This window comes from Micromonospora sp. WMMD708 (genome assembly GCF_049315245.1).
GTDB classification, from domain to species: Bacteria; Actinomycetota; Actinomycetes; order Mycobacteriales; family Micromonosporaceae; genus Micromonospora; species Micromonospora wenchangensis.
Genome location: NZ_CP186060.1, coordinates 5,847,773 through 5,866,865, shown reverse-complemented (window position 1 = coordinate 5,866,865; position 19,093 = coordinate 5,847,773). Strand labels below are relative to the sequence as shown.

At 71.9% G+C, this 19,093-nt stretch carries 18 protein-coding genes; 14 read left to right on the top strand and 4 right to left on the bottom strand.

Annotated elements, in window-relative coordinates; genetic code table 11:
- Nucleotides 1–133: 133 nt before the first annotated feature.
- From ACN260_RS25755 to cysN, 5 genes are all read left to right on the top strand, one after another.
- Nucleotides 134–823 carry a 50S ribosomal protein L25/general stress protein Ctc gene (locus tag ACN260_RS25755; RefSeq protein ID WP_088647400.1) on the top strand — a complete coding sequence of 230 codons (690 nt, stop codon included), beginning with the start codon at nucleotides 134–136 and terminating at the stop codon, nucleotides 821–823.
- A 99-nt stretch (nucleotides 824–922) separates the two neighbouring features.
- Nucleotides 923–1,513, top strand: a complete 591-nt coding sequence (gene pth, locus ACN260_RS25750) for an aminoacyl-tRNA hydrolase (RefSeq protein ID WP_422753440.1) — start codon at nucleotides 923–925, stop codon at nucleotides 1,511–1,513.
- 120 nt (nucleotides 1,514–1,633) lie between these two features.
- Complete coding sequence (locus ACN260_RS25745) at nucleotides 1,634–2,437, top strand: 3'(2'),5'-bisphosphate nucleotidase CysQ (RefSeq protein ID WP_204927528.1); 804 nt, start codon at nucleotides 1,634–1,636, stop codon at nucleotides 2,435–2,437.
- A gap of 78 nt (nucleotides 2,438–2,515) precedes the next feature.
- Entirely contained in the window at nucleotides 2,516–3,430 is a 915-nt protein-coding gene (gene cysD / locus ACN260_RS25740; RefSeq protein WP_204927405.1) for a sulfate adenylyltransferase subunit CysD, read from the top strand.
- Nucleotides 3,430–4,725 (top strand): sulfate adenylyltransferase subunit CysN, encoded by a 1,296-nt coding sequence (cysN, locus tag ACN260_RS25735; protein WP_422753439.1) that lies wholly within the window; start codon nucleotides 3,430–3,432, stop codon nucleotides 4,723–4,725. The genes cysD and cysN overlap by 1 nt, the downstream gene beginning before the upstream one ends.
- A 203-nt stretch (nucleotides 4,726–4,928) precedes the next feature.
- On the opposite strand, the gene galK is transcribed toward cysN, so the two are convergent.
- Both galK and galE read right to left on the bottom strand, forming a co-directional pair.
- The gene (gene galK, locus ACN260_RS25730) at nucleotides 4,929–6,095 is read right to left on the bottom strand and encodes a galactokinase (protein ID WP_422753438.1); all 1,167 of its coding nucleotides are present in this window, start codon (nucleotides 6,093–6,095) and stop codon (nucleotides 4,929–4,931) included.
- Nucleotides 6,092–7,021 carry a UDP-glucose 4-epimerase GalE gene (galE, locus tag ACN260_RS25725; protein ID WP_422756830.1) on the bottom strand — a complete coding sequence of 310 codons (930 nt, stop codon included), beginning with the start codon at nucleotides 7,019–7,021 and terminating at the stop codon, nucleotides 6,092–6,094. The genes galK and galE overlap by 4 nt, the downstream gene beginning before the upstream one ends.
- A gap of 227 nt (nucleotides 7,022–7,248) precedes the next feature.
- Here galE and ACN260_RS25720 point away from each other — a divergent pair, with 227 nt between their 5' ends.
- The 6 genes from ACN260_RS25720 to ACN260_RS25695 all read left to right on the top strand — a co-directional run bounded on the left by ACN260_RS25720 (nucleotide 7,249) and on the right by ACN260_RS25695 (nucleotide 12,034).
- On the top strand, nucleotides 7,249–8,307 hold the full coding sequence (locus ACN260_RS25720; RefSeq protein WP_422753437.1) for a hemolysin family protein: 1,059 nt from the start codon (nucleotides 7,249–7,251) through the stop codon (nucleotides 8,305–8,307).
- 33 nt (nucleotides 8,308–8,340) lie between these two features.
- The gene (gene trpS, locus ACN260_RS25715; RefSeq protein ID WP_422753436.1) at nucleotides 8,341–9,366 is read left to right on the top strand and encodes a tryptophan--tRNA ligase; all 1,026 of its coding nucleotides are present in this window, start codon (nucleotides 8,341–8,343) and stop codon (nucleotides 9,364–9,366) included.
- A gap of 32 nt (nucleotides 9,367–9,398) precedes the next feature.
- Nucleotides 9,399–9,968: a 2'-5' RNA ligase family protein gene (locus ACN260_RS25710; protein WP_204927411.1), complete on the top strand. Its 570-nt coding sequence runs from the start codon at nucleotides 9,399–9,401 to the stop codon at nucleotides 9,966–9,968.
- 164 nt (nucleotides 9,969–10,132) lie between these two features.
- Nucleotides 10,133–11,044, top strand: coding sequence for a YihY/virulence factor BrkB family protein (locus ACN260_RS25705; RefSeq protein ID WP_422756829.1), 912 nt, complete (start codon nucleotides 10,133–10,135; stop codon nucleotides 11,042–11,044).
- Complete coding sequence (locus tag ACN260_RS25700) at nucleotides 11,044–11,412, top strand: GntR family transcriptional regulator (protein ID WP_422753435.1); 369 nt, start codon at nucleotides 11,044–11,046, stop codon at nucleotides 11,410–11,412. Before ACN260_RS25705 ends, ACN260_RS25700 begins: the two co-directional genes overlap by 1 nt.
- 166 nt (nucleotides 11,413–11,578) lie before the next feature.
- Entirely contained in the window at nucleotides 11,579–12,034 is a 456-nt protein-coding gene (locus ACN260_RS25695) for a hypothetical protein (protein WP_422753434.1), read from the top strand.
- A 163-nt stretch (nucleotides 12,035–12,197) separates the two neighbouring features.
- Here the strand turns inward: ACN260_RS25695 and ACN260_RS25690 are convergent, their stop codons facing one another.
- Nucleotides 12,198–13,832, bottom strand: a complete 1,635-nt coding sequence (locus ACN260_RS25690; protein WP_422753433.1) for a glycoside hydrolase family 13 protein — start codon at nucleotides 13,830–13,832, stop codon at nucleotides 12,198–12,200.
- Nucleotides 13,833–14,058: 226 nt separating this feature from the next.
- On the bottom strand, nucleotides 14,059–15,123 hold the full coding sequence (locus ACN260_RS25685; RefSeq protein WP_422753432.1) for a LacI family DNA-binding transcriptional regulator: 1,065 nt from the start codon (nucleotides 15,121–15,123) through the stop codon (nucleotides 14,059–14,061).
- A gap of 198 nt (nucleotides 15,124–15,321) precedes the next feature.
- Here ACN260_RS25685 and ACN260_RS25680 point away from each other — a divergent pair, with 198 nt between their 5' ends.
- The 3 genes from ACN260_RS25680 to ACN260_RS25670 are packed head-to-tail and all read left to right on the top strand — an operon-like array spanning nucleotide 15,322 to nucleotide 19,087.
- Nucleotides 15,322–16,575, top strand: coding sequence for a sugar ABC transporter substrate-binding protein (locus ACN260_RS25680; protein WP_422753431.1), 1,254 nt, complete (start codon nucleotides 15,322–15,324; stop codon nucleotides 16,573–16,575).
- Nucleotides 16,575–18,212: an ABC transporter permease subunit gene (locus ACN260_RS25675; RefSeq protein ID WP_422753430.1), complete on the top strand. Its 1,638-nt coding sequence runs from the start codon at nucleotides 16,575–16,577 to the stop codon at nucleotides 18,210–18,212. The genes ACN260_RS25680 and ACN260_RS25675 overlap by 1 nt, the downstream gene beginning before the upstream one ends.
- Nucleotides 18,209–19,087: a sugar ABC transporter permease gene (locus ACN260_RS25670; protein ID WP_422753429.1), complete on the top strand. Its 879-nt coding sequence runs from the start codon at nucleotides 18,209–18,211 to the stop codon at nucleotides 19,085–19,087. Before ACN260_RS25675 ends, ACN260_RS25670 begins: the two co-directional genes overlap by 4 nt.
- Nucleotides 19,088–19,093: the final 6 nt, after the last annotated feature.

Here is a 19,093-nt window from a genome sequence, read left to right as displayed (position 1 = left end):
GCGCCGCACGGAGGCACCGTCATCGACGCGGTGCTCCGGGCAGTCGTTCATGACGCATGAGCCCCAAGCGAGCCCCTCGCCCCAGCACCGCCAGACGACAAGCCGCCGTAGCGTTAGCATCAGGAGTTTCCCCGTGTCCGAGGTAAAGATCAGCGCCGAGCCCCGTACGGAGTTCGGCAAGGGTGGTGCCCGTCGTACCCGTCGGGCCGGCAAGGTGCCCGCCGTGCTGTACGGTCACGGCGAGAAGCCCAAGCACATCGCGCTCCCGGCGCGGGAGTTCGCCGCCGCGATCCGTAAGGGCGGTGCCAACCAGCTCTTCGCGATCGAGGTCAGCGACGGCACCCAGGTGTTGGCGCTGCCGAAGGCGATCCAGCGTGACCCGATCCGGGACAGCTTCGAGCACGTGGACCTGCTGCTGGTCCGTCGGGGCGAGAAGGTCACCGTCGAGGTCCCGGTCCAGCTGACCGGTGAGGCCGCGCGGGACACCCTGATCGTGCACGACCACGACACCCTCTCGGTGACCGCCGACGCCACCAAGGTGCCGGACCACCTGGAGGCGTCGATCGAGGGCCTGGAGGCCGGCAGCCAGGTCACCGCCGCCGACGTCGAGCTGCCTGCCGGTGTCGAGCTGGCCGCCGACGCGGAGCAGACGGTCGCCTCGGTGACCGCCGCCCCGACCGCCGAGCAGCTGGAGGCCACCCTGCCGGAGGTCGAGACCCCGGCTGCGGAGGCCGAGGAGGCCGAGGGTGCGGAGGCCGCCGAGGGCGCCGAGGCTCCGGCTGCCGAGGGCGAAGAGAGCACCGAGGCGAAGACCGAGGCCTGACCGGTCGCATCGTTCACGGCAGGCGCTCCCGTCGCGGGGGCGCCTGCCGGCGTATCGGGGCACGGTCGGCGCGCAGACGGCGAGCGGGAGGTACGGGTCGTGACGGACGAGACGGGGCCGTGGCTGGTGGTCGGCCTGGGCAATCCGGGTCGGGAGTACGCCGGGAACCGGCACAACGTCGGCTTCATGGTCGCCGAGTTGCTCGCCGTACGGCTGGGTGGGCGGTTCGGGCGGTACAAGCGGGTGGTGGCGGACGTCGCCGAGGGGCGGGTCGGTTTCGGTGGGCCGAAGCTGGTGCTGCTCAAGCCGCAGACGTACATGAACCTGTCGGGTGGGCCGGTGGCCGCGCTGGCGCAGTTCCACAAGATCCCGGCCGAGCGGGTGATCGCGGTGCACGACGAGCTGGACATCCCGTATGGGCAGTTGCGGGTGAAGCTGGGCGGCGGCGAGGGTGGGCACAACGGCCTGCGGTCGATGTCGAAGTCGCTGGGGACGAAGGACTACGTGCGGGTGCGGTTCGGCATCGGTCGGCCGCCGGGACGGCAGGACCCGGCGGACTTCGTGCTGTCGGATTTCAGCACCGCGGAGCGTAAGGAGTTGGAGTTCCTGGTGGACCGGGCCGCTGACGTGGTGGAGTCGGTGGTCACCAAGGGGGTCGAGCCGACCCAGAACGCCTACCACGGGGTCTGAGTCGCGGGGGGCGTACTCGTGGCGCGCTCGCGTTGGCGGTAGTCTGCGCGTTCTGGCGTGGCGCGCGACCCCGCGCGGGCCGTGGTAGGCGACGGGAGCGAGTTCGTGGGCAGTCCTCCGATGATCGACGGCGCGTTCGCCCGCTGGTTGGCGGACCGGGCCGGGCAGGCCCTGCTGGAGCTGCGCGCCGAGATGGGGTTCGCGGACGCGGCGGCGTTGAAGTCGGCCGGGGACAAGGTCTCGCACGACCTGATCCGCAGCGAATTGGCGAAGTGGCGGCCCGGTGACGCGGTGCTCTCCGAGGAGGACGAGGGGTCGCGGCTGGTGGACACCACAGGTGGGGTGTCCCGGCTGACCGCCGACCGGGTGTGGATCATCGACCCGTTGGACGGCACCCGCGAGTTCTCCGAGGAGGGCCGCGCCGACTGGGCGGTGCACGTTGCGCTCTGGGCGCGTAACGCGCCGACGCCGCACGGGCTGGTGGCGGGGGCGGTGGGATTGCCGGCGCAGCACCGGGTGCTGGGCACGGACTACCCGCCGGCGTACCCGCCGATGACGGTGGAAGCGGCCACGACGGGTGACCGTACGCTGCGGTTGGCGGCGAGCCGGAGCCGGCCGCCGGCGTTCCTGACCGCGCTGGCCGAGGACGTGGGTGCCCAGTTGGTGCCGATGGGTTCGGCGGGGGCGAAGATCGCGGCGGTGGTGACCGGTGACGTGGACGCCTACATCCACGCGGGCGGCCAGTACGAGTGGGACTCGGCGGCGCCGATCGCTGTGGCGACGGCCACCGGGCTGCACGCTTCCCGAATCGACGGTTCTGCGCTGAGATACAACGAGGCGGATCCGCGCCTGCCTGACCTGCTGGTCTGCCGCAAGGATCTCGCCAGCCGGTTGCTTGCAGCGCTGCAGAGGCATTCCGGGTAGCCTGAGCGCTGTTTTTGATTTGTCCGACCGGAAAGGTCTGGAATCCATGTACGGATCCGCGCCGATCGAGCCCGTGGCATGACCGCCCCCGGCCGCTTCTACCAGGTCTCCCACCTCGACGAGTTGGAGGCGGAGAGCATCTTCGTGATGCGTGAGGTGGTCGCCGAGATGGAGCGGCCGGTGCTGCTCTTCTCCGGTGGCAAGGACTCGATCGTGATGCTGCGGCTGGCGCAGAAGGCGTTCGCCCCGGCCAACATCCCGTTCCCGGTGATGCACGTCGACACCGGGCACAACTTCCCCGAGGTGCTCGACTACCGCGACCAGCGGGTCGCGGAGCTGGGCCTGCACCTCGTCGTGGCGAGCGTGCCCGACGCCCTGGCGGCCGGAACGGTCCGTGAGTCGGGTGACGGGATGCGGAACCGGATCCAGACGCCGGTGTTGTTGGACGCGGTGGAGAAGCACCGGTTCGACGCGTTGTTCGGTGGGGCGCGGCGGGACGAGGAGAAGGCGCGGGCGAAGGAGCGGGTGTTCTCGTTCCGGGACGAGTTCGGGCAGTGGGATCCGAAGAACCAGCGGCCGGAGTTGTGGTCGTTGTACAACGGTCGGCATCATCCGGGTGAGTCGATCCGGGTGTTCCCGTTGTCGAACTGGACCGAGTTGGACATCTGGCACTACATCGCCCGGGAGCGGGTGCCGTTGCCGTCGATCTACTACGCGCACGACCGTGAGGTGGTCGAACGCGACGGCATGCTCTACGCCGTCAACGAGTTCTTCCGGCCCCGGGCCGGTGAGCAGCAGTTCAAGGCCCGGGTGCGGTACCGGACGGTGGGCGACGCGTCGTGCACGGCGGCGGTGCGTTCAGACGCCGACACGGTGGAGAAGGTGATCGACGAGGTGGCCGCGACGCGGATCACCGAGCGGGGGGCGACCCGGGGTGACGACCGGGTCAGCGAGGCCGCCATGGAGGACCGCAAGCGGGAGGGCTACTTCTGATGAGCGCCGAGACGGTGTCGCCCGAGGTCGAGGCCCGGCCGATGGACCTGTTGCGGTTCGCCACGGCGGGGAGTGTGGACGACGGCAAGTCGACCCTGATCGGTCGGTTGCTGTACGACACGAAGTCGTTGTTCACCGACCAGTTGGCGGCGGTGGAGGCGGTCAGCGCGGCCCGGGGTGACGAGTACACCAACCTGGCGTTGCTCACCGACGGCCTGCGGGCCGAACGGGAGCAGGGCATCACCATCGACGTGGCGTACCGGTACTTCGCCACGCCCCGGCGCAAGTTCATCATCGCCGACACCCCCGGGCACACCCAGTACACCCGCAACATGGTCACCGGTGCGTCCACCGCAGATCTGGCGTTGATCCTGGTGGACGCGCGTAAGGGGCTGGTGGAGCAGTCGCGGCGGCACGCGTTCCTGTGCTCGCTGCTGCGGGTGCCGCACCTGGTGCTGTGCGTCAACAAGATGGACCTGGTCGACTTCTCCCAGGAGGTCTTCGAACGCATCGCCGACGAGTTCACCGCCTTCGCGGCGAAACTCGACGCGCCCGACCTGACCGTCGTGCCGATCTCGGCGCTGCGTGGCGACAACATCGTCACCCGGTCGGAGAACATGCCGTGGTACGAGGGGCCGTCGCTGCTGCACCACCTGGAGCGTGTGCACATCGCCTCGGACCGTAACCTGGTGGACGTCCGGTTCCCGGTGCAGTACGTGATCCGCCCCCAGTCGACCACGGTCACCGACTACCGGGGCTACGCCGGGCAGGTCGCCTCCGGCGTGCTCAAGCCCGGCGACGAGGTGATGGTCCTGCCGTCCGGGTTCACCAGCCGGATCGCCGCCATCGACACCGCCGACGGCCCCGTCGACGAGGCGTTCCCCCCGATGTCGGTCACCGTCCGCCTCGACGACGAGATCGACATCTCGCGCGGCGACATGATCTGCCGGCCGAACAACGCCCCGACCGTCTCGCAGGACATCGAGGCGATGGTCTGCTGGATGGACGAGACCCGTCCGCTCCAGGTCGGTGGCAAGTACACGATCAAGCACACCACCCGTTCGGCGCGGACGATCGTGCGCGGCCTGTACTACCGGCTCGACATCAACACGCTGCACCGCGACGAGACCGCCAGCGAGCTACGGCTCAACGAGATCGGCCGGGTGCGGCTGCGGACCACCGTCCCGCTGCTGGCCGACGAGTACCGCCGTAACCGCACCACGGGTGGCTTCATCGTCATCGACGAGGCCACGAACCGCACCGTGGCCGCCGGCATGATCGTCGACACCGCCTGATCCACCCCACCCCACCCCACCCGCCCCGGCCCGCCTCGTCGGCTTTCGGTGATCAAGAGCTTTGCGTCAGTTCCCGCCCGACGGATGACCCAAAGCTCTTGATCACCGCCGCCCAGCACGAGCAGAGCGCGGGAGCGGAGCGGGGGTGCGGGCGGGACCCGCACCGGGCGGGGTGGGGCCGGGACCGGGGTGGAGTGAGACGGTCAGGGGAGGCGGGTGGCGCCGGGGGCGGGCAGGACGGTGAGGGTGTCGGAGGCGGTGAAGCCGCGTCCGGCGTAGGCGTCCCGGACGGCTGCCGCCACCGGTTCCGCAGCCGCCGCCTCGACCAGGGCGAGGACGCAGCCGCCGAAGCCGCCGCCGGTCATCCGGGCACCGAGCGCGCCGGCCGCGAGCGCCGCCTCGACGGCGGTGTCGACCTCGGGGACGGTGATCGCGAAGTCGTCCCGCATGGAGGCGTGCGACGCGGTCAGCAGTGACCCGATCTCGGCGACCCGGCCGGCGCGCAGCAGGGCGACGGTGTCGAGTACCCGCTGGTTCTCGGTGACCACGTGCCGGACCCGGCGTCGGGTCTCGTCGTCGGGCAGCCGCGCCAGGGCGGCGTCGAGGTCGGCGACCGGCACGTCGCGCAGGGCGGGCACGCCGAGCAGGTCGGCGGCCCGTTCGCAGGCGGCGCGACGGGAGGCGTACTCGCCGTCGGCGTGCCGGTGCGGCGCACGGCTGTCGATCACCAGGATGGCCAGGCCGGCGGCGTCGAGGTCGAACGGGACGTGGTCGACGGACTCGTCCCGGCAGTCGAGGAACAGGGCGTGGCCGGCGCGGCAGCGGATCACCGCCGACTGGTCCATGATGCCGGTGGGCGCGCCGACGTAGCCGTTCTCGGCACGTTGGGCCAGCCGGGGCCTGCGCTCGGCGGGCAGGTCCAACCCGCCCAGGTCGGCCAGGGCGGCGAGCACCGCCGCCTCCAGGGCCGCCGACGAGGAGAGTCCGGAGCCGAGCGGCACGTCCGAGGCGACGGCCAGCCGGGCGCCGGGGACGGCGTACCCGGCCTCGCGCAGGGCCCAGACGACCCCGGCGACGTAGCCGCCCCAGCCGGTGACCCGGCCGGGGGAGTCGGCCTCGGCGGCCCCGAAGTCGACGGGCCGGTCGGCGATCTCCGAGCGGACCGTCCAGCGTTCGCCGGGCTGCGGGTCGGCGGCGACCACGGTACGCAGCGGCAGGGCGAAGGGGAGCACGAACCCGTCGTTGTAGTCGGTGTGCTCGCCGATCAGGTTGACCCGTCCGGGTGCCGCCCAGCGTCCGGCCGGCGTCGCGTCGTACCCGGCGGAGAAGCCGGCGGTGGCGCGGTCGGCGACGTCCGGGCGGCCCGTCACGACTGCTCCAGCACGTGCGCGCGGTAGAACGCCCAGGCGTCGCCGACCATGTCGGTGAGGGTGGGTTTCTCGGGCACCCAGCCCAGTTCCTGGCGGGCCAGTTCCGAGGAGGCGACGAGTTCGGCCGGGTCGCCCTCGCGGCGGGGGGCGGTCTCGACCGGCACCGGCCGGCCGGTGACCTCGCGGACCACGTCGACGACCTGCCGGTTGGTGAAGCCGCTGCCGTTGCCGAGGTTGTAGATGCGGTGCCGGCCGGGCACGGCGGCGGTGAGCGCCAGTAGGTGGGCGCGGGCCAGGTCCGCCACGTGGATGTAGTCGCGCACGCAGGTGCCGTCGACGGTGGGGTAGTCGTCGCCGAAGAGTTGGAGTTTCTCCCGGCGGCCGGCGGCGACGTCGAGGGCGATGGGGATGAGGTGGGTCTCCGGGTCGTGCCGTTCGCCGATGGCGAGGCCGTCGCGCAGGTACGCCCCGGCGACGTTGAAGTAGCGCAGCGACACGGCGGCCAGGTCGTGTGCGGTCGCCTCGGAGGTGAGCACCAGGTCGACGGCGAGTTTGGTGGCGCCGTACGTGTTGGTGGGGGCCTTGACGGCGGTCTCCGGGATGGGCAGCTCGACCGGGTTGCCGTAGACGGCGGCGGTGGAGGAGAAGACCAGGCGTGGCACCCGGGCGGCCCGGACGGCGTCGACCAGCGCGATCGAGCTGACCGTGTTGGCGTGCCAGTACCGCTCGGGGTGGACCATCGACTCGCCGGCGGCGATCAGCGCGGCGAAGTGCAGCACCCCGTCGAAGCCGGCGTCGGGGGTGAGCACCCGGGCGGCCTCGTGCACGGGCAGGTCGACGTGGGTGGCGTCGGGGGCCAGCGCCGCCCGGTGCCCGGTGCGCAGATCGTCCAGGACGGTCACCCGGTGGCCGGCGTCGAGCAGCATCCGGGTCACCACGCTGCCGATGTACCCGGCACCGCCGGTGACGAGCAGTTTCACGTCGGTCCTCCTGCCTGGCGCGCCCGCTGCGGCCGTTCGTGATCACCCTACGGCCGGGTGCTGTCGCCGCGCTGTGCGTCGTGGGGTCACCCTCATTCCATCATGAACGTTCATGATTGAACAGATCCGCACATTGCCCACCGGTCGGGTCCGCCGGCCCTACCATCACTTCCATGCGGGAAGCGGGTGGTCCCGGGCCCCGGAGACGCGCGCCGGGGCGGAGCCGACGCGTACCCGGGCCGGTGGCCCGCAGTGTCGCGCGGCTGGTCGTCCGGGCCGCCGACGGCGCGACCCGGCTCGTCACCGACCTGCTCGGCGCCAGCCCGGCCGCCGGCCGGGAACGGATCAGCGAGCACGAGCTGCGCGACCTGGTCGCCGCGAACACCGTCCTCGACCCGGACGAACGGCGGATCATCGACGAGGTGCTGGTCGCCGGGGCCAGCCTGGTGCGCGAGGTGATGATGCCCCGCACCGAGGTGGTCTTCCTCGCCGCCGGGCTGACCCTCGCCGAGGCCGAACGCCTCGTCCGGATCGACCCGCACACCCGGTACCCGGTGGTCGACGGCACCCACGACGACGTGGTCGGCTTCGTCCACCTGCGCGACGTGCTGATGCGCCCCGACCTGGACCCGGCGACCACGGTGGGCCGGCTGAGCCGGGAGGTCAAGCGGCTGCCCGGCAGCAAGCGGGTGCTCGCCGCGCTGACCGAGATGCGCCGCGAGGGCCACCACCTCGCCGTGGTGGTCGACGAGTACGGCGGCACCGCAGGCATCGTGACCTGCGAGGACCTGATCGAGGAACTGGTCGGGGAGATCCACGACGAGTACGCCGGCCCACCCGAGCCGGCGTCGGCCGGCCTGCCCGCCGTGGTCGACGGTCGGCTCAACCTGGCCGACTTCGCCGAGCGGACCGGGGTGCCGCTGCCCGCCGGCCCGTACGAGACGGTCGGCGGGTACGTGATGGCGGCGCTCGGCCGGCTCCCGGTGGCCGGCGACGAGGTGCCGGTCACCCAGGGGGACGATCCGTCCCCGGCCGACGGGTGGCTGTTGCGGGTGCTCGCCCTCGACGGGCGTCGGGTGTCCCGGGTCGCGGTGTCCGCCGCCCGGCTGCCGGTGCCGCGCCGGGAGACCGCCGCCGCGGCACCGGCCGACGTCGCGGCGGCGCGGGCGTCGGTACGCGAGGTCACCGCCCCGGCGCGACCGGCGGCGAGTCGACCCGCCGGCCCGTCATGACGGACGCCGGGGGTTGCTGACAGAATTGCCGGCATGTCCGACGCTCCCACCCGCCCCCGCGTCTTCTCCGGCATCCAGCCGACGGCCGACTCGTTCCACCTCGGCAACTACCTGGGCGCGGTGCGGCACTGGGTGGCGTTGCAGGACACCCACGAGGCGTTCTACTGCGTCGTCGACCTGCACGCGATCACCGCCGGGCACGATCCGGCGGTGCTGCGCCAGCGCACCCGGGTGGCCGCCGCCCAGCTCCTCGCGGTCGGCATCGACCCGGAGCGCAGCGCCCTGTTCGTCCAGTCGCAGGTGCCCGAGCACGCGCAGCTGGCGTGGGTGCTGGGCTGCATCACCGGGTTCGGTGAGGCGAGCCGGATGACCCAGTTCAAGGACAAGTCGCAGAAGCAGGGCAGCGACCGCTCCAGCGTCGGCCTGTTCACGTACCCGATCCTCCAGGCCGCCGACATTCTGCTCTACCAGGCCGACGTGGTGCCGGTCGGCGAGGATCAGCGGCAGCACCTGGAGCTCTCCCGGGATCTGGCCCAGCGGTTCAACTCGCTGTTCGGGCCGACCTTCACGGTGCCCGCCCCGCACATCGTGAAGGACACTGCCAAGATCACAGACCTCCAGGAGCCGACGGCGAAGATGTCGAAGTCGTCGTCCTCCCCGGCCGGCATCATCGACCTGCTGGAGGACCCGGCCCGCTCGGCCAAGAAGATCCGTTCGGCGGTCACCGACACCGGCCGGGAGATCGTCTTCGACGCCGAGACCAAGCCCGGGGTGTCCAACCTGCTCACGATCCACTCCGCCCTGTCCGGCCGGAGCATCGACGACCTGGTGGCCGCGTACGCGGGCCGGGGCTACGGCGATCTCAAGAAGGAGCTGGGCGAGGTGGTCCGCGAGTTCGTCACCCCGATCCAGGAACGCACCCGGGCCTACCTCGACGACCCCGCGCAGCTCGACAAGCTGCTCGCCGTCGGGGTGGAGAAGGCCCGTGCGGTGACCGTGCCGACGCTGCGCACAGCGTACGAGCGGGTCGGGTTCCTGGCGTCGGCGCCCGTGGCGTAACGGTGGGCGGGTCGGCGGTACGGGTCGAGACGATGGCCGGAGGGGTGGCGCGGAGCGTGGATCGCAGCGACGGGATACCGGTGGCCGGCGACACCATCCAGATCGGGATCGCGGTGGACATCCCCGAGCCGTGGGGTGGGCTACTGACCCGACGCCGGATGCAGACGGGTGACCCACAGGTCGTCCCCGCGCACGTGACCCTGCTCGGCCCGACCGAGATCCCGCTGGCCGCGCTGGAGTCGGTCGAGGCGCACCTGGCGCAGGTGGCCGCCGCCCACCTGCCGTTCACCCTGCACCTGCGGGGTACCGGCACGTTCCGGCCGGTGACCCAGGTGGTCTTCGTCGCGGTCGCGGCCGGGATCAGCGAATGCGAGCTGCTCGCGGCCGCCATCAGCGCCGCCCCACACCTGCACCGGGAACTGCGCTTCCCGTACCACCCGCACGTCACCGTGGCGCAGGACGTCGCCCCGGAGGCGCTGGACCGGGCGTACGAGGATCTGGCCGACTTCTCGGCGATGTTCGAGGTGGAGGGCTTCACCCTCTTCTCGCACAGCGGCGCGACCCGGTGGCAGCCGCGCCGGGACTTCCGGCTCGGCGGCTGACCCGCCCCGTGGCCGGTCGGGTGGGCCCCCGGTGCGGCGGCCCGCCCGCCGGTGGCACGCTGGTGGCCGGCACCCGCTCCCGCCGACCGCCGGTTGGCCGGCACCGGTGACGACAGATCGGCGAGGATGACGTGGTGGACGCGTGGGGCCGGTGGACGGCCGGCATCGACCGCCGGTTCACCGTGGCCCGGCACCGGTGGCCCCGGCTCGACCACCTCTGGCGGGCGGTCGACCTCTACGGCGAGGTGCTCGGTGGCCGGCTGGCCGCCGCCATCGCCTACTACGGGTTCTTCGCCGTGTTCGCCCTCGCCCTGGTCGCCTACTCGGTCTTCGGGGCGATCCTGGAGGACAACGACGAGGTTTCCGACGCGGTGGCGGAGTTCCTGCGGGACAATCTGCCCTTCCTCGACCCGCGACAGATCGCCGAGAGCAGCAACGCGGTAGGCGTGGTGGGCCTGGTCATCCTGTTCTTCACCGGGATCGGCTGGGTGGAGGCGATCCGGTCGTCGCAGCGGCTGATGTACGGCTTCAACCAGCAGCCGGGCAACCTGGTGGTCCGCCGGCTGGTGGACCTGGGCGTGCTGCTGCTGGTCTTCGTCATGCTGGGCATCTCGGTGGCGGCGGTGGACGCGCTGGAGTCGGTGCTGCGGTTCCTGCTGAGGTCCACCGGCTCCGTGGGGCTGACCACCGTCAGCGCGGTGCTCAGCGTGCTGGTCAACGCGGTGCTGGCGACGGCGCTGCTGGTGGCGGTGCCCCGGCTGCGGATGAGTCGCCGCCGGCTGCGCCCGGTGGTGCTGCTGGTCGCGGTCGGCATCACCCTGCTCAACACGGTCGGCCGGTTCTACATCGTGCGGACCGAGCGCAATCCGGCGTACGCCGTGGTGGCCGGTGCGGTGGCCGTGCTGCTCTACCTCTACCTGCTCAACCAGTTGGTGCTCTTCGGTGCCGCGCTGGCCGCCACCAGCCGGCACGGGCGGGTCGTCGACCTGTCGGAGGGGGCGGTGATGCGGCAGGTCAACGTCGAGGCCGACGTCGACACCGAGACCGATCCGGGTACCCCGGGAGGGGCGGGCTGATGTCTGTCGAGATCGATCCGGGCTCCCCGGTGCCCCCGTACGAGCAGGTGCGGGCGCAGCTCGCCGCGATGATCGGTGACGGCCGGCTGGCGGTCGGCACCCGGCTGGCCCCGGTCCGGCAGTTCGCCGCCGAGCTGGGGTTGGCGGTGAACACGGTGGCCCGCGCCTACCGGGAGCTGGAGTCGGCCGGGCTGGTGCAGACCCGGGGCCGGCACGGCAGCTTCGTCGCCCCGGGGCGGGACGACGCGGTCGACCGGTTGCAGCGGGCGGCGGCCCGCTACGCCGAGGAGGCGACCCGGCTGGGCGTGCCGGCGGACCGCGCGTTGGCCCTGGTCCGCGCCGCCCTGGACGGTCCACCCCCGGCGTGAGCCCGCGTCGTCGCTCCCGGCCCTGCCGGCGCTGGGGTCGGGGAGGGCGGTCGGGTGGTCGACGGTGGGGCCGCCCGGAGGGAAAGCGGGATGCCGACAGTCGTCGGAAAAGATGAATGGGGCAAATGCCGCCCGTCGTGCCGGCTGGACCGACCATGATGAGCCGGTGGGTGCACTCGTGACGCTGGACCTGCCGGACGACTCGCCGCTGCTCACCCTGCCCTGGATCATCACGTTCGGTCCGCTCGCCGATCCGGCCGAGTGGGAACCCGTGGTCTGTGGGCCGTACGAGCGACCGCACGCGCTGGCCCTGGCCGAGGCGGTGGTGGCCGACGAACGGTTCATGGCGGTGGTCGAGCCGCTGGTGCCGGCGCTGTCGGCCGACGAGATCCGGGGCGAGATCGCCGCGTCGCAGCGGGCCGCCACCGACGAGGAGGCCCGGATCTCCTCGGCCGACCTCTACGGGGACTTCGACGACGTCCTCGACGAGCAGGACATCCGTGACGAGCAGGAGGACGAGGCGGCCGCAGGCGTGGACCGGCCGCAGCCGCCGCCCGTACCGACCGAGGCGCAGGTGCGGGCGGGCTTCGGACGGATCGCGGGGCTGCTGCGCGGGCGGTGACGGGTCGGGTGACGCCGGTACGCGGTGGTGCACCGGCACCCCGGGAAGCGGACCTCCCGGGACGCCGGTGCCACCTTCACCCCCCACCACAAGGGGTCGGCAGCCCAGCCGCCCGTCGGCGCGGGGCACAACGGACGACCAGGTCAAAGGCGGGTTACCCGGCTCAGCGCCGTTCGAACCACGCGGCTGCGTCCACCGGCAGGACGTGTCCGGAGTCCTGCCCGGTGAGGTCGGCGCTGGCCACCAGGGGGCGGCCGTACCCGTCGATCCGGACCGGCGCGCCGCTGAGGTTGACCACGCAGGTCAGCGCTGCGCTGTCCCCGTCGCGGCGGAACGCCAGCACCCCCGGCTCGGTCTGCTGCCAGCGCACCGGACCGGCGGTGGCCGACAGCGCCGGGTGCGTACGCCGGATCCGCAGCGCGGCCCGGTACAGCTCCAGCGTCGAGCCGGGTGTCCCGGCCTGGGCGGCCACCGAGAGGGCCCGCCAGGTGGCCGGGGCCGGCAGCCAGCTCAGCTCGCTGCCCTGCGGCCCGAAGCCGTACGGGGGCAGCTCGCCGCCCCACGGGATGGGCACCCGGCACCCGTCGCGGCTCTCCCCGGTACGCAGGAACGCCGGGTCCTGCCGGAGCGCGTCGGGTAGGTCCAGCACCTCCGGCAGGCCCAGTTCCTCACCCTGGTAGAGGTAGGTGGAGCCGGGCAGGGCCAGCATCAGCAGGGCGGCGGCCCGGGCCCGGCGCAGGCCGACATCGCCGTCGCCGTACCGGGTGACGTGCCGCTGCCGGTCGTGGTTGGACAGCACCCAGGTGGTCGGCGCGCCGACGATCGTCGCCTCGGCCAGCGCCGTGTCGATCACCTTGCGGAACGAGTCGGCCGACCAGGTGGCGTCGAGGAAGTCGAAGCTGAACGCCTGGTGCAGTTCGTCCGGGCCGATGTAGCGGGCGAGTCGCTGCGGGGTCTCCGCCCACGCCTCGGCCACCGCCATCCGGCCGCCGGGGTAGCTGTCCAGGATGGGTCGCCAGGCGCGGTAGATGTCGTGCACCTCGTCCTGGTCGAAGTAGGGCAGCCGGCCCTTGCCGAGCAGTTCCGACTGGCGGCGGCCGGTGGTCATCGAGCTGAAGCCGACGTCCGGCAGCCCTTCGGCCTTGATCATCCCGTGGGCCACGTCGATGCGGAACCCGTCGACGCCCCGGTCGAGCCAGAACCGCAGCACGTCTTCGAACTCGGCGCGTACCTGCGGGTGCCGCCAGTTCAGGTCGGGCTGCGCCGGGTCGAACAGGTGCAGGTACCACTGGCCGTCGGGCAGCCGGGTCCAGGCGGGGCCGCCGAAGATGCTCTCCCAGTCGTTGGGGGGCAGTTCGCCGTCGCCGCCCCGGCCGTCGGCGAACAGGTAACGCTCCCGCTCGGGGGAGCCGGGGCCGGCGGCGAGGGCGGCGGTGAACCAGGGGTGCGCGCTGGAGGTGTGGTTGGGCACCAGGTCCACGATGATCCGCAGGCCCAGCGCGTGCGCGTCGGTGATCATGGCGTCGAAGTCGGCGAGGTCACCGAAGAGCGGGTCGACGTCGCGGTAGTCGGCCACGTCGTAGCCGGCGTCGATCTGCGGCGAGGTGTAGAACGGGGTGAGCCAGAGCGCGTCCACCCCGAGGTCGCGCAGGTAGGGCAGCCGCTGCCGGATGCCTCCGAGGTCGCCGACGCCGTCACCGTCGGAGTCGGCGAAGCTGCGGACGTACACCTGATAGACGACCGCGGCGCGCCACCAGTCGTCGTCGGAGTCCAGCGGCGTGGGGTCGGTGGCGGTCATCGGCGGAGATCCCCGTTCTGTGGCGGGACGGCGGCACCCGCGCGGCGGACGCTGACGGACGCGGGTGTGGAGAGAATGCCGGCCACAGGCTGCAAGAGTCAAGCATGCCTTGCGCAAGAAATGACGTCCGTCACCGGTGGCCAGGGCAGGCCGTTGGTGGGCGCGTCCCGCTCACCGGGAGGTGGACCCGGTCGACGGGCAGGCGCGGCCCGGAAGGCGGCGGGGTTCAGGCGGGGACGGCGAGGGCGGGCGGGGCCGGGCGCTGCCGGCCGGCGTCCGCCGGTCGGACCACCGCGGTCGATCCGCGGACCACCAGCTCCGGGCGGAACAGGTACTCCGAGTGCGGCGCGGCGTGCCCGTTGATCTCGTCGACCAGGGCCCGGACCGCGGCCACCGCCATCGCGGCCACCGGCTGTCGCATCGTGGTCAGCGGCGGGTCGGTGAAGGCCATCAGCGGCGAGTCGTCGTAGCCGACCACCGACAGGTCGCCGGGCACGGACATGCCGCGCTGCCGGGCGGCCCGGACCGCGCCGAGCGCCATCAGGTCGGAGCCGCAGACGATCCCGGTGACCCCACGTTCGATCAGCCGTCCGGCGGCGGCCTCGCCGCCCTCGACCCCGAACAGCGACAGCTCGGCGAGCGCGTCCAGGTCGCCGCCGGTGGTGCCGAGCCGGGTCATCGCGGCCCGGAAGCCGGCCACCCGGCGCTGCACCGGCACGAACCGGTCCGGCCCGGTGATCAGGCCGATCCGCCGGTGCCCGAGCGCGACCAGGTGCGCCACGGCCAGCTCGGTGGCCTCCCGGTCGTCGCAGGAGACGAAGGGCGCGGCGATGCCGGGGGCGTACCCGTTGATCATGACGACGGGCAGCGGCCGGGCGATCAGCGCGCGGTACCGGTCGTGGTTGGCGGCCGTGTCGGCGTGCAGGCCGGAGACGAAGACGATGCCGGAGACCTGCCGGTCGAGCAGCATCTCCACGTACTCGTCCTCGGTGACCCCGCCCGGGGTCTGGGTGCACAGCACCGGGGTGAACCCGCTCTGCGCCAGCGTCGACTCGATCACCTGGGCGAACGCCGGGAAGATGGGATTGTCCAGCTCCGGCACCACCAGCCCGACCAGGCCGGCGCTGCGCTTGCGCAGCCGGGCCGGACGCTCGTAGCCGAGCACATCGAGGGCGGTCAGTACGGCCTGCCGGGTCTCGGGGGCCACACCGGGGCGGTCGTTGAGCACCCGCGACACCGTGGCCTCGCTGACTTCGGCCTGTTGGGCGATGTCGGACAGTCGAGCGCGCATGGCGGCACTCTAGCTCACGGGCAAGTTCTTGCGTACGCCTCTGCAAGCCCTTCCATTGTATGCAACCTCTTGCTAACGTCCCGGCAACACGTGACAGCAGCGACGCGGCCTTCCCGGCGTCGGTTGGCAAGAACTTTCAGCGTTTCCCCGGTGTGGTCGCCCGTCCCCCGGCGACCCGCCATGACGACAGGAGTACCGATGCGCATCCGTACCGCGGGTGTGGTCACCGTTCTCGGCCTGGCGCTCGCCGCCTCGGGCTGCGGCGGCGACAACAGCAAGGACGAACCGGCCGCCAAGGCCACCTCCCCGGCCGCGAGCGGCAAGCTCGTCATCTGGGCGGACGACAAGCGGACCGCGGCGCTCAAGCCGTTCGCCGAGAAGTTCGGCCAGGAGAACGGCGTCACCGTCGAGGTGCAGGCCGTCTCCAAGGACCTCCAGACCAACTTCGTCACCGCCTCCCAGCAGGGCAGCGGCCCGGACGTGGTGGTCGGCGCGCACGACTGGATCGGCAACCTCGTGCAGAACGGGGCCATCGACCCGGTGCAGCTCGCCGCCGAGCAGAAGTCCGGCTTCAACGAGACCGCGATCAAGGCGGTCACCTTCAACGGGCAGCTCTACGGCGTCCCCTACGCCACCGAGAACGTCGCGTTGATCCGCAACACCGCGCTGGCCCCCGAGGCGCCCAAGACGATCGAGGACCTGGTCGCCACCGGCAAGAAGCTCAAGGCCGACAAGAAGGCCAGCGAGATCCTCTGCCTCCAGTCCGGACAGAACGGCGACGCGTACCACATCTACCCGCTGTACACCTCGGCCGGCGGCTACCTCTTCGGCACCGCCGCCAACGGCGACTACGACCCGAAGGACCTGGGCGTGGGCAAGCCGGAGTCGATCGAGGCGTTCAAGAAGATCGGCAAGCTCGGCGAGAAGGGCGACGGCGCGCTCAAGCGCTCCATCACCGGCGAGAACTCCATCGCCACCTTCACCGGTAAGAAGTGCGCCTTCCTGGTCTCCGGCCCGTGGGCGATCGCCGACGCCAAGAAGGCAGGCATCTCCTACGACATCTCCCCGGTCCCCGGCTTCGCCGGTGGCAAGCCGGCCCAGCCGTTCGTCGGCGTCCAGGCGTTCTACGTCGCCGCCAAGGGCAAGAACAAGGCGCTGGCCCAGGAGTTCGTCACCAACTACGTCACCACCCCCGAGCTGGCCGTGGCGCTCTACCAGGCAGAGCCCCGTCCGCCGGCGCTGACCGCCGCGTTCGACCAGGTCAAGGGCACCGACCCGGACCTGGCCAAGTTCTCCGAGGCGGGCAAGGACGGCCAGGTGCTGCCGGCGATCCCGGCCATGGCCGCGATCTGGGACCCGTTCGGCAAGGCCGAGGCCGCCGTCATCGGTGGCGCCGACCCGGCGAAGACCGTCACCGCCGCCGGCAAGACGATCTCGGGTCAGATCAAGTAATGAGCACGCTGTCCGGCCCGGGACCTGCCCCGCAGGCCCCGGGCCGGGGGCCCGCGCGTTCCGGGCCCCCGGAAACCTCCCGTACCGTGCGCCACCACGCGCCGATCACCGCGACCGGTCTCGCCGTCAAGGTGGTCCTGCTGGGCCTGGTGGCCGGGATCGCGATCTGGGCGGCGTTCCCGCTCGTCGCCGCCCGGCTCTGGGTCGGTCTCGCCGTCCTGGCGGTCACCACCGTCGGCCTGTGCTACCTCTACCTGACCCGCCGGCACATCCCGGCCAAGTACCTGGTGCCGGGAACGATCTTCCTGATCGCCTTCCAGGTCTTCCCGGTGCTCTACACCGCGAGCACCGCGTTCACGAACTTCGGCGACGGCCACCGGGGCTCCAAGGACGACGCGATCGTCGCCATCGAGACCTCCTCGGTCAAACAGGTCCCCGGCTCCGCCGAGTACGCCCTCGCCATCGCCACCACCGGCGACCCGGCCACCGGGCCGCTGGTCTTCCTGCTCACCGACCCGGGGACCGGCCGGGTCTCCGCCGGGGACGCCGACGGGCTACGTCCGCTCGACGCCGCCGACGTGACCGTCGCCGGCAGCGGCAGGGTCACCGCCGCCAAGGGCTACACCGTGCTCAACGTCGGCCAGGCGAGCGTCCGCAGCGAGGAGATCACCGCCCTGGTGGTGCCGACCTCCGGGGGCGCGGTGCGCTCCAACGGCCTGTCCCGCGCCTACGAGGGCAAAGCCGTCCGGACGTACGACCGGGGCTGCGACTGCGTCACCGACGGCGAGACCGGCAGGACCTGGACGGCCGACCCGGACACCGGTGCCTTCGTCGCCGCCGACGGCGAGCGGCTCGCCCAGGGCTGGCAGGTCGGGGTGGGGTTCAAGAACTTCGCCCGGGTGCTCACCGACCCGAACATCTCCGGCCCGTTCTTCGGCACCCTGCTGTGGAACTTCGCCTTCGCGATCGGCTCCACCGGGTTCACCTTCGTACTCGGCATGGCGATCGCGCTGGCCCTGCACTCACCCCGGATGCGGGGCACCAACCTCTACCGGGTCTTCCTGATCCTGCCCTACGCGATGCCGTCGTTCGCCATGCTGCTGGTCTGGCGGGACATGTTCAACACCGACTTCGGCCTGGTCAACAACCTGTTCGGGCTCGGCGTCGACTGGTTCGGCGAGGCCTGGTCGGCCCGGCTGGCGGTGCTGCTGGTGCAGCTCTGGCTCGGGTACCCGTACATGTTCCTGGTGACCACCGGCGCGCTCCAGGCGATCCCGAAGGAGCTGACCGAGGCCACCTCGGTCGACGGCGCGTCGCCCTGGCAGTCGTTCCGGGCGGTCACCCTGCCGCTGCTGCTGGTCGCGCTCTCGCCGCTGCTGATCGCGTCGTTCGCGTACAACTTCAACAACATCAACGCGATCTGGTTGACCACCGAGGGTGGTCCGTTCGCGCCGGACAACCCGACGAACGGGGCCACCGACCTGCTGATCACGTACACCTACCGGCTGGCCTTCGGCGCGCAGGGCGCCGAGTTCGGCCTGGCCGCCGCGGTGTCGATCTTCATCTTCGCGATCGTGGCCACGGTCTCGGCGGTCAGCTTCCGGCGCACCCGCCAGCAGGAGGAGGTCTACTCGTGACGACCCGTCAGAACGCCGCCGGTCGAGGCGGGAGCCGGTGGCTCACCCAGGTCGGCTGGCGGCACGTGGTCGGCCTGCTGGCGGTGGCGTTCAGCCTCTTCCCGATCCTGTTCGTGCTCTCCGCCGCGCTCAACCCGCTCGGCACCCTCTCGTCGACCGAGCTGCTGCCCACCGGGGCGTCACTGGCGAACTTCGGTGACCTGTTCGAGCGGACGGAGTTCGGCCGCTGGTTCCTCAACTCGCTGCTCATCGCGGGCGGGGCGAGCTTCGCGTCGATCTTCCTGTCCTCGCTGGCGGCGTACGCGTTCTCCCGGATGCGTTTCGCCGGGCGGCGGATCGGGCTGCTGACGCTGCTGCTGATCCAGATGTTCCCGCAGTTCCTGGCGATCGTGGCGATCTTCCTGATCTTCACCCGGGTCACCGACCTGTGGCCGTCGATCGGCTTCAACACCCCGTGGGGCCTGTTCCTGCTCTACATGGGCGGCGCGCTGGGCATGAACACCTGGCTGATGAAGGGGTTCTTCGACACCCTGCCCCGGGAGCTGGACGAGTCGGCCACGATGGACGGCGCCAGCCACGCCCAGGTCTTCTTCCGGATCATGCTGCCGCTGGTGGCGCCGATCCTGGCGGTGACCGCGCTGCTGTCGTTCATCGGCACGATCAACGAATTCATGATCGCCAACGTGTTCCTCACCGACACCGGGTCCAAGACCCTCGCGGTCGGCATGTTCGGCCTGGTGGCCGGGGAACGGAACAACAACTTCGGCATCTTCGCGGCGGGCACCCTGCTCACCGCGGTCCCCACCGTGCTGGTCTTCCAGCTCCTCCAGCGTTACATCGTCTCCGGCCTCACCGCCGGGGCCGTCAAGGGATGAATCGGA

What these genes read in the sequence shown, in the direction of transcription:
- ACN260_RS25720 (WP_422753437.1), top strand. Translation starts at nt 7,249, where the DNA reads ATGCGGGAAGCGGGTGGTCCCGGGCCCCGGAGACGCGCGCCGGGGCGG.
- cysD (WP_204927405.1), top strand. Translation starts at nt 2,516, where the DNA reads ATGACCGCCCCCGGCCGCTTCTACCAGGTCTCCCACCTCGACGAGTTG.
- ACN260_RS25680 (WP_422753431.1), top strand. Translation starts at nt 15,322, where the DNA reads ATGCGCATCCGTACCGCGGGTGTGGTCACCGTTCTCGGCCTGGCGCTC.
- ACN260_RS25700 (WP_422753435.1), top strand. Translation starts at nt 11,044, where the DNA reads ATGTCTGTCGAGATCGATCCGGGCTCCCCGGTGCCCCCGTACGAGCAG.
- ACN260_RS25745 (WP_204927528.1), top strand. Translation starts at nt 1,634, where the DNA reads ATGATCGACGGCGCGTTCGCCCGCTGGTTGGCGGACCGGGCCGGGCAG.
- ACN260_RS25710 (WP_204927411.1), top strand. Translation starts at nt 9,399, where the DNA reads ATGGCCGGAGGGGTGGCGCGGAGCGTGGATCGCAGCGACGGGATACCG.
- cysN (WP_422753439.1), top strand. Translation starts at nt 3,430, where the DNA reads ATGAGCGCCGAGACGGTGTCGCCCGAGGTCGAGGCCCGGCCGATGGAC.
- trpS (WP_422753436.1), top strand. Translation starts at nt 8,341, where the DNA reads ATGTCCGACGCTCCCACCCGCCCCCGCGTCTTCTCCGGCATCCAGCCG.
- ACN260_RS25690 (WP_422753433.1), bottom strand. Translation starts at nt 13,832, where the DNA reads ATGACCGCCACCGACCCCACGCCGCTGGACTCCGACGACGACTGGTGG.
- galE (WP_422756830.1), bottom strand. Translation starts at nt 7,021, where the DNA reads ATGCTGCTCGACGCCGGCCACCGGGTGACCGTCCTGGACGATCTGCGC.
- ACN260_RS25675 (WP_422753430.1), top strand. Translation starts at nt 16,575, where the DNA reads ATGAGCACGCTGTCCGGCCCGGGACCTGCCCCGCAGGCCCCGGGCCGG.
- ACN260_RS25685 (WP_422753432.1), bottom strand. Translation starts at nt 15,123, where the DNA reads ATGCGCGCTCGACTGTCCGACATCGCCCAACAGGCCGAAGTCAGCGAG.